The sequence below is a fragment of the Nonomuraea sp. NPDC050663 genome, from assembly GCF_044456985.1.
Lineage (GTDB): Bacteria > Actinomycetota > Actinomycetes > Streptosporangiales > Streptosporangiaceae > Nonomuraea.
On record NZ_JBITGL010000032.1, the window covers coordinates 1 to 12,405 of the forward strand.

The 12,405-nt window shown below is 71.7% G+C and carries 9 protein-coding genes; 5 read left to right on the forward strand and 4 right to left on the reverse strand.

The features are described from left to right. Positions 1-400 precede the first annotated feature (400 nt). The 4 genes from ACIBH1_RS47685 to ACIBH1_RS47700 are packed head-to-tail and all read left to right on the forward strand — an operon-like array spanning position 401 to position 4,097. The gene (locus ACIBH1_RS47685; RefSeq protein WP_397320780.1) at positions 401-1,324 is read left to right on the forward strand and encodes a hypothetical protein; all 924 of its coding nucleotides are present in this window, start codon (positions 401-403) and stop codon (positions 1,322-1,324) included. Between the two features lie 52 nt (positions 1,325-1,376). After that, complete coding sequence (locus ACIBH1_RS47690; protein WP_397320781.1) at positions 1,377-2,777, forward strand: sugar porter family MFS transporter; 1,401 nt, start codon at positions 1,377-1,379, stop codon at positions 2,775-2,777. Positions 2,778-2,822: 45 nt separating this feature from the next. Next, positions 2,823-3,359 carry a G/U mismatch-specific DNA glycosylase gene (gene mug, locus ACIBH1_RS47695; RefSeq protein WP_397320782.1) on the forward strand — a complete coding sequence of 179 codons (537 nt, stop codon included), beginning with the start codon at positions 2,823-2,825 and terminating at the stop codon, positions 3,357-3,359. A gap of 3 nt (positions 3,360-3,362) precedes the next feature. Continuing rightward, the gene (locus ACIBH1_RS47700) at positions 3,363-4,097 is read left to right on the forward strand and encodes a HEAT repeat domain-containing protein (protein WP_397320783.1); all 735 of its coding nucleotides are present in this window, start codon (positions 3,363-3,365) and stop codon (positions 4,095-4,097) included. Here the strand turns inward: ACIBH1_RS47700 and ACIBH1_RS47705 are convergent. Together ACIBH1_RS47705 and ACIBH1_RS47710 are read right to left on the reverse strand one after the other, a co-directional pair. After that, positions 4,069-5,049, reverse strand: a complete 981-nt coding sequence (locus ACIBH1_RS47705) for a DUF1707 domain-containing protein (protein ID WP_397320784.1) — start codon at positions 5,047-5,049, stop codon at positions 4,069-4,071. The two genes, ACIBH1_RS47700 and ACIBH1_RS47705, sit on opposite strands and share 29 nt — an antisense overlap. A gap of 7 nt (positions 5,050-5,056) precedes the next feature. Continuing rightward, positions 5,057-5,818: a PadR family transcriptional regulator gene (locus tag ACIBH1_RS47710; RefSeq protein WP_397320785.1), complete on the reverse strand. Its 762-nt coding sequence runs from the start codon at positions 5,816-5,818 to the stop codon at positions 5,057-5,059. Between the two features lie 330 nt (positions 5,819-6,148). Here ACIBH1_RS47710 and ACIBH1_RS47715 point away from each other — a divergent pair, with 330 nt between their 5' ends. Continuing rightward, a complete protein-coding gene (locus ACIBH1_RS47715) occupies positions 6,149-6,877 on the forward strand; it encodes a metal-dependent hydrolase (protein ID WP_397320786.1) in 729 nt (242 codons plus the stop codon). Here ACIBH1_RS47715 and ACIBH1_RS47720 read toward each other — a convergent pair whose 3' ends face one another. Next, a complete protein-coding gene (locus ACIBH1_RS47720; RefSeq protein WP_397320787.1) occupies positions 6,878-9,847 on the reverse strand; it encodes a glycosyl hydrolase family 95 catalytic domain-containing protein in 2,970 nt (989 codons plus the stop codon). Continuing rightward, a complete protein-coding gene (locus ACIBH1_RS47725; RefSeq protein ID WP_397320788.1) occupies positions 9,844-12,375 on the reverse strand; it encodes a ThuA domain-containing protein in 2,532 nt (843 codons plus the stop codon). The genes ACIBH1_RS47720 and ACIBH1_RS47725 overlap by 4 nt, the downstream gene beginning before the upstream one ends. Positions 12,376-12,405: the final 30 nt, after the last annotated feature.

Here is a 12,405-nt window from a genome sequence, read left to right on the forward strand (position 1 = left end):
GGGCTCCTGCGAGCGGGCCGCGAAGCCTGACCAGCACGGGCCTCCCATGGCGGGCGCTTCGCGCCTAGCGGGGTCGGGCTCCCCTCATTGGGGGGGCCCCCCCCCCCCCACCCCCCCCGGGGGGGGGGGGGGGGGCCCCCCCCCCCCCCCCCCACCGCTCCTCGGGCACCTCGTCCTAAGCCGCCGCCCCCGGCCGCTCCCCCGGTCATCACCGCCGGTCACCGCGCCTGGTCACCGCGCCTGGTCACCGCGCCCGGTCATCGGCCCCCGGGTCATCGCCCCCGGTCATCGCGCCCGGTCATCGCGCCCCGGTCACCGCCCCCCGGTCATCGCCCCCGGGCGACGCCCCGGCTGCCGCCTCCTTGACCCTGACACCGTGGCACCCCCCAAGCTCCCACTCATGCACACGCCCTACATCGGCTCCGGCCCCTACTGCTACACCAACTCCCTGGCCATGATGCTCGGCGCCCAAGCCCCGCCCACCGCCGTGATCGAGGTCCTGACCGCCTCGCCGTACGGCATGCAGCTCATCGGCGGCCGCCTCCCCCTCTTCGACCCCCTCGGCTGGGACCCCCTCCAGGGTCTCGACGCGGCCACCGAGCTCCTCGGCTGGACCTGCGAGCAGGCCGACGGCGGCGACCCGGGTGAGGCGCTCGACCGCCTGATCCGTGCCACCCGCGAGGGCCCCGTCATGGCCGTCCCTCTGGAGCTGGGCCTGCTGACCTTCCAGCCCGGCGCGAACGGCCCTATCGGCGTCGACCACTACGTCGTCGTCCTCGAAGCCACTCCCGAGCAGGTGCTCGTGCACGACCCCGAGGGCTACCCGTACGCCACCATCCCGGCCCAAGAGTTCCTCGCCGCGTGGAAGGGGGAGAAGATCGGCTATCTGGCCAGGCCGTACGCGATGAGGTGGCGGTTCGAGCGGCACGAGCGGGTCGACGCGGGTGAGGCCCTGCGCAGGTCGTTGCCGCGCGCGGAGCGCTGGCTGGCCGGCCGTACCGACCTGCCGGTTCCGGCGGGTACGGCGGGGCAGGGCGAGGCGGCCAGGCGTACGGCGGAGCTGGTCGAAACCGGTCAGGGCGCCGCGTTCATGGACACCTGGCGGCACTTCGCGATCCGGGTGGGCGCCCGCAGGCTCAACGATCTGGCCGCCTGCCTCGACGGGATCGGCGCGAGTGAGAGTGCCCAGGTGGCGGCCGAGCAGGCGCGGCTGGTCGGCTCGCTGCAACTGCCCGCGATGCGCGGCGACGACAAGGCCCTGGTGGAAGGCCTGCTGCTCCTGGCGCCCACGTACGAGCGGCTGCTGGAGACAAAGTTTAGGTAACCAAGCATGTACATAGAGTGACAAGAGGGTACGCCCCCGGCGAGGGGGGACCATGGCGATGCAGGCGAACAATCAGGAGAACCTCGGCCACGTCGTGTTCATCACGGCGGCGGCGGCGATCGGCGGCTTCCTGTTCGGATACGACAGCTCGGTGATCAACGGCGCGGTCACCGGTATCCAGAAGTACTTCGACGTCGGCACGGTGGAGACCGGCTTCGTGGTGGCGATCGCGCTGCTGGGCTCGGCGGTGGGCGCCTGGTTCGCCGGCAGGCTGGCCGACCGGTGGGGGCGCACCAAGAGCATGCAGGCCGCCGCGCTGATCTTCGCGGTCAGCTCGATCGGGCAGATGCTGCCGTTCGCGATCTGGGACCTGGCCATCTGGCGGGCGCTGGCGGGCATCGCGATCGGCATGGCGTCGGTGCTCGGCCCGGCCTACATCGCCGAGGTGGCGCCGCCCGCCTACCGGGGCCGGCTGGGGTCGTTCCAGCAGCTCGCCATCGTGCTCGGCATCGCCGTGTCGCAGCTGGTCAACTACGGCATCGGCCAGCTGGCGGGCGGCGACGTGAACAACGAGCTGTGGGGCCTGCAGGCCTGGCAGTGGATGCTGGGCGCGTGCGTCGTCCCGGCCGTCGCCTATCTGCTGTTCGCCTCGGTCATCCCGGAATCGCCGCGGTTCCTGATCTCGGTCGGCAAGACCGAGCAGGCCAAGAAAGTGCTGTCCGAGGTCGAGGGCGACGATGTCGACCTCGACGCCCGCGTCGCCGAGATCCGGTCGGTGCTGCGCAGCGAGCACGCGCCGACCCTGCGCGACCTGCGCGGCTCGGCGCTCGGCCTGCTGCCGGTCGTGTGGATCGGCATCGCGCTCTCGGTCTTCCAGCAGTTCGTCGGCATCAACGTGATCTTCTACTACTCGTCGTCGTTGTGGCAGTCGGTCGGCATCGACCAGAGCCAGTCGCTGCTCATCAGCGTCATCAGCGCCGTCATCAACATCCTGGGCACGTTCATCGCCATCTCCCTGGTGGACAAGGTCGGACGAAAGCCGCTGCTGCTCGTCGGTTCGGCGGGCATGGCGATCTCGCTGGCGACCGCGGCGTGGGCGTTCAGCTCCGCGAGCGGCTCGGGCGCCGACGTGGCGCTGCCCGACCCGCAGGGCACCATCGCGCTGGTCGCGGCCAATGTGTTCGTGCTCTTCTTCGCCCTGTCCTGGGGTGTCGTCGTCTGGGTGCTGCTGGGCGAGATGTTCCCCAACAGGATCCGCGCCGCCGCCCTCTCGGTCGCGGCATCCGCCCAGTGGGTCGCCAACTGGGCGATCACCGTGTCGTTCCCGCGCCTGTCGGAATGGAACCTGCCGCTCACCTACCTCGGCTACGCGTTCTTCGCCGCGCTGTCGTTCCTGTTCGTCGCCCGGTTCGTCAAGGAGACGAAGGGACGGCGGCTGGAGGACATGGGCTGAGCGGCACGGCCGGAAACTGTCGCGGCCGCCGCGTACTCTCTGGGTGTGATCGACGACGTCCTGGGCCCCGACCTCGACGTGCTGTTCTGCGGCATCAACCCCGGCCTCATGTCGGAGGCCAGGGGCCAGCACTTCGCCCGCCCCGGCAACCGGTTCTGGCCCGCCCTGCACCTGTCGGGCTTCACGCCGCGCCGGCTGACGCCCGACGAGCAGCACCTGCTGCCGCTGTACGGCCTGGGCATCACCAACATCGTCGCCCGCCCCAGCGCCACCGCCGCCGAGCTCACCCCGCAGGAGTTGAGAGAGGGCGCGGTACGGCTCGCCGGACTGGTCGCCCGCACCCGGCCCAAGGCGCTGGCCGTGCTCGGCATCTCGGCGTACCGCACCGGCTTCGCCCGCCCCAAGGCCGTCATCGGGCCGCAGGACGAGCTGGTGGGTGGGGCACGGGTGTGGGCGCTGCCCAACCCGAGCGGGCTCAACGCGCACTGGTCGCTGGACCGGATCGCGGACCAGCTCGCCCAACTGCGCTCCGCCCTGGGCCTGCCGTCGCGCTCGGGCGTGGACACCGGGGGAGGCGGGTAGGCGGTGGGTGAGGCTGCGGGGAAAGCACGCGTCACGGACGGTCCTGCGGTGGCGGCGGGCGCGGCGGGTGGCGAGGTGTGCGACGCGGAGCGCGCGGCCCATGCTCGTGGTGAGGACAGGCGTCCCGCAGACGGCGGCGCCCGGATGATCGTCGGCGGGCCGAGAGGGGTGCGGATGGTGGCGGTGCGTGACGAATGGCCCGATGATCCGGGCGCTCACCCGAAGGTGCTGGTCGAGCAGGCGTGCCGGGTGTACGGCGAGGCCAGGGTCGCGGCCTGGTGTGCTGACCTGCTCGTGCGGGCCGTAGCTTACGACGATCCCGACGAGCCGCCGCTGGTGTGGGTCGGCGGGAGCCCTGCCGCCCATGGGCTCGGCGAGGGGTGGAAGGACCATTGGCCGCGGGTCTGGGGAGCCCGAGGGTTGCTCTACGCGTGGGACCCTGCTGCCGCTGCCGCCGTGGTGCGGGGGCTGGAGGACCCGTCGTGGCGGGTGCGTGAGATGTGCGCGAAGGTCGCGCGTGCCCGCGAGCTGGGGGAGGCGGCCGACGTGCTCGCCGGGCTCGTCGGTGACGAGGTGCCCAGGGTGCGGGCGGCGGCGCTGCGGGCGCTCGGGGTGACGGGGGAGGGCGAGCACGCCCCTGTGGTCAGGGGCGCGCTCGACGATCAGGAGTCCGCGGTACGGCAGGCGGCGGACAAGGCGCTGGAGCAGCTCAGAGGCCGGCTCGATCGGGACGTGTGAAGCGGCGTCCGTGCGAGATCCTGCGGACCACATGGAAGGCCATCGCGCCGATCCACAGGACGAGGATGACCTTGAAGAAGCCGAACCCGCCCACGATGAGGCCGATGACCGCGGCCAGGAGGAGGATCGGCAGGAACGGCCCGGGGCCGTGGTGGCCACGCGGGTGGGGGGAGTGCCGCATGTGCCGGCGCATGTCGTGGCGGATGCGGTGCATCTCGCGGCGGTGGGCGCGCATGGCGGCGTGCCACGCGGCGGGGTCGTGATCGGGCCAGCGCAGCCCGCGCCGCTCGGCTTCAGCTTGCCACCCGGCGAGCCACGCGCCGGGCCCGGGATTGCGGCCCATGCCGGGCCCGGGATGGGGGTCCATGCCAGGCCCGGAACCGGGGCCCGTGTGTGGGCCGGACCGGGGGCCGGGTCCGAAGCCGGGTCCGAAGCCGCGGCCTGCGGCAGGGCCGAAGCCGCGACCGAACGAGGGGCCGGGGTGGGCTGAGCGGTCGAGGTTGGGGGCGGGCTCGTGCTCGGACCGGTCGTGCTCGGACCGGTCGTGCTCGGACCGGTCGTGCTCGGACCGGTCGTGCTCGGACCGGTCGTGCTCGGACCGGTCCGGCCCCCGTCCGTCGGATCCCCACCCTCCGGGCCCCCATCCGCCAGACCCCCACCCGTCGTGACCCCATCCGCCGTGTCCTCGCCGGTGGTGGTGGCTTCTGCGTCTTGGGGTGTGTGCCGTGCCGTACCCGGACTCCGGGGAGGCCGGGTCGGCGGCGTGGCCGTACTCGTCGACCGGGAGGTCGGCGGTGACGGCCGTCAGGTCGCGAGCGGTCCTGGCCGTGAGGGCCAGGTCGAGACGCTCGTCGAGCTCCTCGCGGCTCAGGCGGCCCTGCGCGAAGTGCTCGCGCAGGACGGCCATCGCCCGGTCGCGCTCGGCGTCGCCGATGCGCAGCTCACCGCTCATGTCAGGGTCACTCCTCGTCGGAGTCGGCGTCGGTGTCGCCGTCGGCCAGGATCTGGTAGAGCTTGCGCCGCGTCTCGTTGAGGATCTTGCGAGCATCGCGGACCTGTGACGGGGAGCCGGTCTGCGCGATCTGCATCATCGCGAAGGCCGACTGGCGGGCGACGTCCCAGAGGTCGGCGGTGGTGTCGTCGACGTCGGGGCGCATCTCCTCCCAGGGGGCGCGCACCTCGTCGGTGTGCGAGTCGATGTAGGCGCGGCCGGAGTCGGTGAGGCGGAAGGTCTTGCGGCCGTCGGCCTCCTCGGAGATGACCAGGCCCTCGTCGGTCAGCTGCTGGAGCGCCGGGTAGACGGCGCCGGGGCTGGGCTTCCAGCCGCCTTCGCTGCGCTCGGCGATCTCCTGGATGATCTGGTAGCCGTTGCGGGGCTCCTCGGCCAGCAGGGCCAGGATGGCGGCGCGGACGTCGCCGCGCTTGGCCTTGCGGCCACGCCCGCCCCAGCCGCCGTGGCGAGGACCGAACGGTCCGCCGGGTCCGCCCCAGGGGCCGCGGCCGAAGTCGAAGGGGAAGGGCCCTGGGCCACGACGGCCGCGGTGGCGGTGCTCGTGGGGGCCGCCTTCCGGGCCGCCGGGATGACCGTGGTGGCCGCCTGCGGGATGTGGGCGCTCGACGCGCTCCCAGGCTTCGGCAAGGTGGCGGGCGCCTTCGCGCAGCGCCTTCTTCAGTTCGCGTGCGTCGGGCCACTGCCCGCCGGCTGCATGGGTGTAACTCATGGTGATACTCCTTCGATCGTTCTTGATGCTTCTACGATATATCGACAACATGTCGTTGGCAATCGGGCATTCCCGGAGTGAGCCAGATCACGAAAAAGTCGCGGAATTCGGGAACACATCCCCCGGAAAGGCCGTTGGATAGTTCAGACGAGGTCGTTCCGCGTCGGCAGGGCTGGGGGGTGCTGTCGCTGCGGTAACGACCTCGTCTGTGTTTTCTGGGCAGAGCGGGAAACAGCGAGGGTCGGAAGCCGTCGGCAGCGCATCGGGATGTGCGTCACACACGGGCCCGGAGGCACGCGGAAGCCCACCCCGACTAGGTACCCTGTGATCATGATGGGGCACTCGCACGCCATGACCGGAGCCATCGCCTGGTTAGGCCTGGCACCGGCGCTGGCGGCGCTTCCGCTGCTCGCCGAGGAGTCGAGGTACTTCGAGACCGGCATCATGGCCACCGCCCTGACGCCCACCGAGCTGATCGCCGGCGCGCTCGTGTGCGCGGGCGCCGCGATGCTGCCCGATCTCGACCACCCCAGCGCCACCATCGCCCAGACCTTCGGCCCCGTCACCTGGGCGCTGAGCAAGGTCGTGGCGTGGCTGACCGGCGGCCACCGGGGCATGACGCATTCGCTGGTCTTCGCCGTCCTGATGGGGTTCGGCGCGCACTGGCTGGCCGACGCCTATCCGATCGGCCGCGACATCCTGGTCATCCTGATGGTGGGCCTGGCGCTGCGGGCGATCGGCATCGGCATCCCCGGCAACAAGTGGGGCTCGATGATGGTCAACATCGGCCTCACGGCGGGCATCTATGTCGTGTTCATGTCGTTGGGCGTGGGTTACGCCTGGCTGGGCCTGGCGATCGGGCTCGGCTGCCTGATCCACGTGGTCGGCGACTGCATGACGGAGAGGGGCTGTCCGGTGTTGTGGCCGATGGGCGCCAGGTTCGTGCTGCCGTGGAAGATCGGGATCAAGACCGGCAAGAAGTTCGAGCAGAAGATCCTCGCCCCGCTGCTGTCCGTCGTCATCATCGGGCTGCTGTTCCTGCGCCTGGCGCCCATCTAGCTACGGGAAGGCGATCTCCTTCCATCGGGGGACGTCGGCCGCGGGCAGGGCTCGCGCCAGGATGGCCATGCGGTCGACCGCTCCGGAGAGCCGCTGCCAGCCGTCCTGGTCGGCGGCGAAGCGCAGCGGCCGGGTGGCGCAGCCCATGATCCCGCCCGTCCCGGTCTGCCCGCCGCCCGCGCGGGCGCCGTCGACGTAGACGGTGATCACGCCGGTGCGGCCGAGCGTGACCACGAGCTCGATGAGCCGCCCGGCGGGCAGCGCCGCGTCGGTGGTGATGTTGCGTCCGGCGCCGATGAAGCGCAGGTGGCCGGAGGGCGTGACGTCGAGGATGATCCCGTCGTCGCCGGGGTTGCCGGAGGGCTGGGAGTCGAACAGCCGCCGGTAACCGGATCCGGCGATGCGGACCTGCGCGGCGAACGTCGCCTCGGGCAGCAGCCCCAGCGTGGTGGGCGCGTTGGTGAGGTAGGTGGAGCCGTTGAGCAGGAGCGTCCCTCCCGAGTAGCCGCCGGAGCTGACGATCGTGGCGGTGCGCCCGTTTCCGGAGGAGTCGGTCACCGTGGCGCCCGAGACGGGATCCCAAGCGACGACCGGCCGGTCGGCGGGTGCGGTGGCGCACGGTCCCGGCGAGCCGGTGAGCGTGTAGGTCCTGCCCGCCTGGGCGGTGAAGGTGAGCGTGTCTCCGGCACGCGTGTACGGCACGGCGGCGCCGGAGTCGTCCTTCAGCACGGCGAGCGGGGTGCGCACCCGCAGCGTGCCGGGGCCGCCGGGCCGCAGCGTGACCCGTTCGGCCGCCCGGTTGCGCCAGGTGACGTCGACGGCGACGTTTCCGCGCGCCCGCAGCCCGGTCACCGATCCCGCGGGCCAGGCGGCGGGTACGGCGGGCGCCGGATGGATGACGCCGTGCTGCGACTGCAGCAGCATCTCGGCCACGCCCGAGGTGGCGCCGAAGTTGCCGTCGATCTGGAACGGCGGATGGGTGTCCCACAGGTTGGCCAGCGTGGAGGTGCGCAGCTGCTCGGACAGCATCTTGTGCGCGTGGTCGCCGTCGAGCAGCCGCGCCCAGAAGTTGATCTTCCAGGCCTTCGACCACCCGGTGCCGCCGTCGCCGCGCGCCGTCAGGGAGACCTTGGCCGCCTGGGCGAAGGCCGTGCCCGGCTGGATGGCGTCGCCGGGGTGCAGGGCGTACAGGTGGGAGACGTGCCGGTGGTCGTCGGTGCGCGAGTCCCAGTCGGCCTTCCACTCCTGCAGCTGACCCCACGACCCGACCCGGAGGCCGGGATCGAGCGCCGCCAGCGCCTGCCGTACCTCGGGTTCGTCGGCGCCGAGGACGGCGGCGGCGGCCAGCACGTTGCCGAACAGGTCGGCGACGATCTGCTGGGACATGGCCGCCCCGGCGGAGAAGTCGCCGTGCTCGGGGGAGTAGCTGGGCGAGACGACCTTCCTGCCGTCACGCGGGTCGGTGTGCAGGTTGTCGACCCAGAACAGGGCGGCCTCCCGCATCACCGGATAGACCGACTGCAGGAAGGCGCGGTCGCCGCTGAACCGGTAACGCTCGTACAGGTGGCGGCACAACCACGCGGCGGCTTCGGGGAACCAGAAGGAGGTCGCCCAGTTGTGCACGCCCGTGAAGCCGAACGGGTTCGTCTCGTTGTGCACCACCCAGCCGCGCGAGCCGAACATCTCCTGCGCGGTCCTGCGGCCGGGCGCCACCATCTGCTGCACGTAGCGGGTCAGCGGCGCCACCGTCTCGGGCAGCGCGGTCTGCTCGGCCGGCCAGTAGTTCATCTGGAGGTTGATGTTGACGTGGTAGTCGGCCGACCAGGGCGGATCGGTGGAGTTGTTCCACACGCCCTGCAGGTTGGCCGGCAGCGAGCCGGAGCGGGAGGAGCTGACGAGCAGATACCGCCCGTAGGCGAAGAACAGCGCCTCCAGCGCCCGGTCGTCGGCGCCGGCTCCGCCGGTGTAGGCCGAGCGCAGCCGGTCGGTCGGCACCTGCGGGGTGCCCTGGCCGAGGTCGAGCCTGACCCGGTCGTTCAGCGCGCGGTAGTCGGCTAGGTGCGCCTGCTTCAGCGCGTCGAAGCCGCGCGCCGCCGCCTGGTCGACCGCGGCGGTGACCCTGGCCTGCGGGTCGGCGCCCCGGTAGGAGGGATGGGCGTCGGCGTAGTCGGTGCCCATGGACATGACGAACGTCGCGCTGTCGGCGCCGCTGACGGTGACGCGGTCGCCGACGTCGGAGCGGCTGCCGCCGCTCGCCAGCACCTGGATCTGCCCCTCGAACCGCATGCCGTTGCCGGCGAGCGCGCCCCGGATGCGCAGCCGCCCGTTCGACACGCTGACCTGCCGGTCGTCGCGCGGCGAGGTGGTGCGCAGCGTGAAGGAGACGCGGCCGGGCTGCGAGGCGGTCAGCCTGCCGACGATCACGTTGCCGGGGAAGCTCGCGAAGTACTCGCGGGTGTACTCCACGCCGCCGGAGGTGTAGCGCACGCGGGCGATCGCCTCGGTCAGCGACAGCTCGCGCCGGTAGCCGGTGGCGCCGCCGTGCCCGGTGTCGAGCCACACGTCGCCGAAGGTCTGGTAGCTGCCGAAGCCCGTCTTGCCCTGGCCGAGCCTGGCCGCCACCGCCTCGGGCGTCATGCGGGTGTCGCGGTCGATCTGCGCCTTGACGTCGCTGATGGCGCCGGGCCTGGGGCTCCTCCAGTTGCCGAAGTCGTAGCCGGGCGAACCGGGCCCGCCGGTCCACAGGGTCTTCTCGTTGACCTGCAGCTGCTCGGTGGCGACGCCGCCGAACACGGTCGCGCCCAGGGCGCCGTTGCCGATGGGCAGGGACTGGGTCTCCCAGTCGGTGGCGGGCTGCTCATACCAGAGGGTCTGGTTGTCGGGTACGGCTGCCGCCCGCGCGGCGGGGCCGGTGCCGCCGGCCGCCACGAGGGTGGCGGCCAGCAGCACGGCGGACATCAGGAGTCTCACGACTGGGCCTCGAACTGGGTCACCCAGTGCCTGGTCCGGTCGAGATAGGCGGTCTGGGCAGCGGCGCCCGTCTTGCCGTAGGCGCCCTCGAAGCTCTGGTAGCCCGAGCGCGGCACGGCGGGCTCGATGATGCTGCCTTCGTGCCACTCGTTGAACGAGGTGATGGATACCCAGGTGGGCCGGGTGTTCAGCGCGTTGGTCCACTCCCTGTCGTAGGTGGCGCCGTTGTCGCGGCCGAGCGTCGGGGTGGTGTTGCCGGGCACCGCGCGGTCGTCGATGTAGCCGGGTCCGACCGAGGGCGCCCAGACCAGGCCGTTGGCGCGGGCGTAGTCGGCGGCCTGCTGCCAGCCGGGCGCGGTGGCCCCGGCGATGGCGTCGTAGGTGTACATGCCGCCGAAGTGGGCGATCTTGGAGGTGTCGGTGGTCTGGGCCAGGATCACGTTGCCCTGGTTGACCTGCGACAGCGCCGACCAGTCGGTGATGCGCAGGCTCTCGAAGACGTAGAAGGCGTTGCTGAAGGCCGGGTGCGTGCCGTACGTCTGGTTGATGTAGCGGATGTCGTCGACGGTCGAGGCGGCCGTACGGCCCGCGTACGGCTCCAGGTGCCAGGCGACCTTGAGTCCCTGCGCGGCGGCGGCGTCCATGACGCCGCGGGCCAGGCCGTCCTCGTAGCCGCCTCGGCCCCACCAGCTGTAGACCAGCACCCCGGCGCCGGACTGCCTGATCCACTTCATGTGCTGGGTCACGGCGCCGGCGTAGTCGCCGGAGTCGTAGGCGCCGAGCGCCGGGTAGAAGTCGGCGCCGATGTTGTCGGGAGGGTTCTGGCCGCCCTGCTGCCAGTGCCGCCACGGGTTCGCGTCGTACCAGGGGTAGTAGAAGATGTGCGTCTTGGCCGAGACCGGAGCGGTCACGGGGGCGGTGTCGAGGGTCAGGGTGTCGACGTCGAACAGCGAGCCGCCACCGCCGGTGAAGGTGAGGAACAGCGGCCCGGACCCGGAGGTCAGCGAGGTGGAGACGGTCTGGAAGTTCTCCCAGCCGCCGGTCTGCGGCACCGCGACGGTGCCGAGCACCGGCCCGGTCTGCGAGCCGGAGCGGACCTGGATGGCGCCGCCCGCGCCGCCCGAGGAGATGCGGGCGGTGAAGCGGGTCGCCCCCGACACGTTGACCTGGGAGTATCCGGCCCAGTCTCCGTTGTCGATGTAGCCGGCGGTCTTGCCGCCGCTGGCGGGCGCGTGGTTGGCGACCTGCACGCCGCCGGTCGAGGTGTAGGCCTCGCCCTCGACGGTCGTGGTGCCGCCCGCCGACAGCTCCTTGATGCGGATGTTGCGGAAGGCGACCTGGTCGGAGGCGCTGTGGTTCTGGATGCCGACGTGTCCCTGGCGCAGCGAGCGGGCGGGGTCGGTGTTGGTGAAGTCGTTGATCTTCCTGCCGTTCAGGAAGACCTGCAGCCGCTCGCCCTCCACGAGCAGCTCGTAGGTGTTCCACTCGCCCGGCGGGTTGAGCGCGGCGTCGCGGGCGGCCTGGTCGGCGGCCTTGAAGCCGTAGATCGAGCCGGTGGTGCGGTCGGGGGTGTCGGAGGCGTCGATCTGGACCTCGTAGCCGTTGTTGACGGCCGAGTTGGGGTCGCCCGAGGGCGGGAAGCCGACGAAGACGCCGGAGTTGCCGTCACCGGTGATCTTCCAGTCGAGCTTGAGCGAGTAGGAGGCGAACTCGCGGGCCTGGTACCACAGCAGGCCCATGCCTCCCTGCGAGGTCAGGGTGGCGTCGGCGTTGGCGAACGAGCCGGGGCCGGCCTGCGACCAGCCGGTGGTCGAGCCGTTGTAGAGCGGCGTGTAGCTGGTCTCTGGACGGCAGTCGGCCTTGGCGAAGCCCGCCGCGTAGCGGATGCCGCCCAGCAGCAGGCGGCGGAAGTTCTGGTCGGCGTAGGACTCGATGGTGTGGCCGAGCCCGGTGTAGAACGAGCGCCCGCTGCCCTGCGGGTGGCACCAGGTGATCGGGTGGTCGCCCATGTCGCCGCCGCTGTAGCTCGACTCGTCGAGCGTCTGCAGCACCTTCACGCCGGGCCGCGGGTTGGTGCGGTAGTTGTACCACTCGTCGGTGCGGCTCCAGGCCTGGCCCAGGTGGGCGGTGGCCGCGTGGGCGCGGTCCTCGCTCCTGACGGTGGCCTGCTGGATGTGGGGATGGCTCTTGAAGTAGGCGCCGGCGAGCTTCTCGTAGTACGGCCAGCCGTACTCGGTGTCGGCGGCGGCGTGGATACCCACGTAGCCGCCTCCGCCGTCGACGTAGGACTGGAAGGCGGCCTGCTGGCTGTCGTTGAGCACGTCGCCGGTGGTGCTGAGGAAGACGACGGCCTTGTAGGGGGAGAGGTTGGAGAAGACCGAGGCGTCCTCGGTGGCGGTGACGGTGAAGTTGTTGGCCGCGCCGAGGTCGCGGATGGCCTGGATGCCTGCCGGGATGGAGTCGTGACGGAACCCGGCCGTCTTCGAGAAGACCAGGACCTGGTAGGCGGGATCTGGAGCAATGGTCATGAATCCTGCTAAGAGTGCCAGGGGAAGGAT

Bases quoted from the DNA above. Each gene is read 5' to 3' on its own strand.
- ACIBH1_RS47685 (WP_397320780.1), top strand. From the start codon at position 401: ATGCACACGCCCTACATCGGCTCCGGCCCCTACTGCTACACCAACTCC.
- ACIBH1_RS47690 (WP_397320781.1), top strand. From the start codon at position 1,377: ATGGCGATGCAGGCGAACAATCAGGAGAACCTCGGCCACGTCGTGTTC.
- ACIBH1_RS47705 (WP_397320784.1), bottom strand. From the start codon at position 5,049: ATGAGCGGTGAGCTGCGCATCGGCGACGCCGAGCGCGACCGGGCGATG.
- ACIBH1_RS47710 (WP_397320785.1), bottom strand. From the start codon at position 5,818: ATGAGTTACACCCATGCAGCCGGCGGGCAGTGGCCCGACGCACGCGAA.
- ACIBH1_RS47715 (WP_397320786.1), top strand. From the start codon at position 6,149: ATGATGGGGCACTCGCACGCCATGACCGGAGCCATCGCCTGGTTAGGC.
- ACIBH1_RS47725 (WP_397320788.1), bottom strand. From the start codon at position 12,375: ATGACCATTGCTCCAGATCCCGCCTACCAGGTCCTGGTCTTCTCGAAG.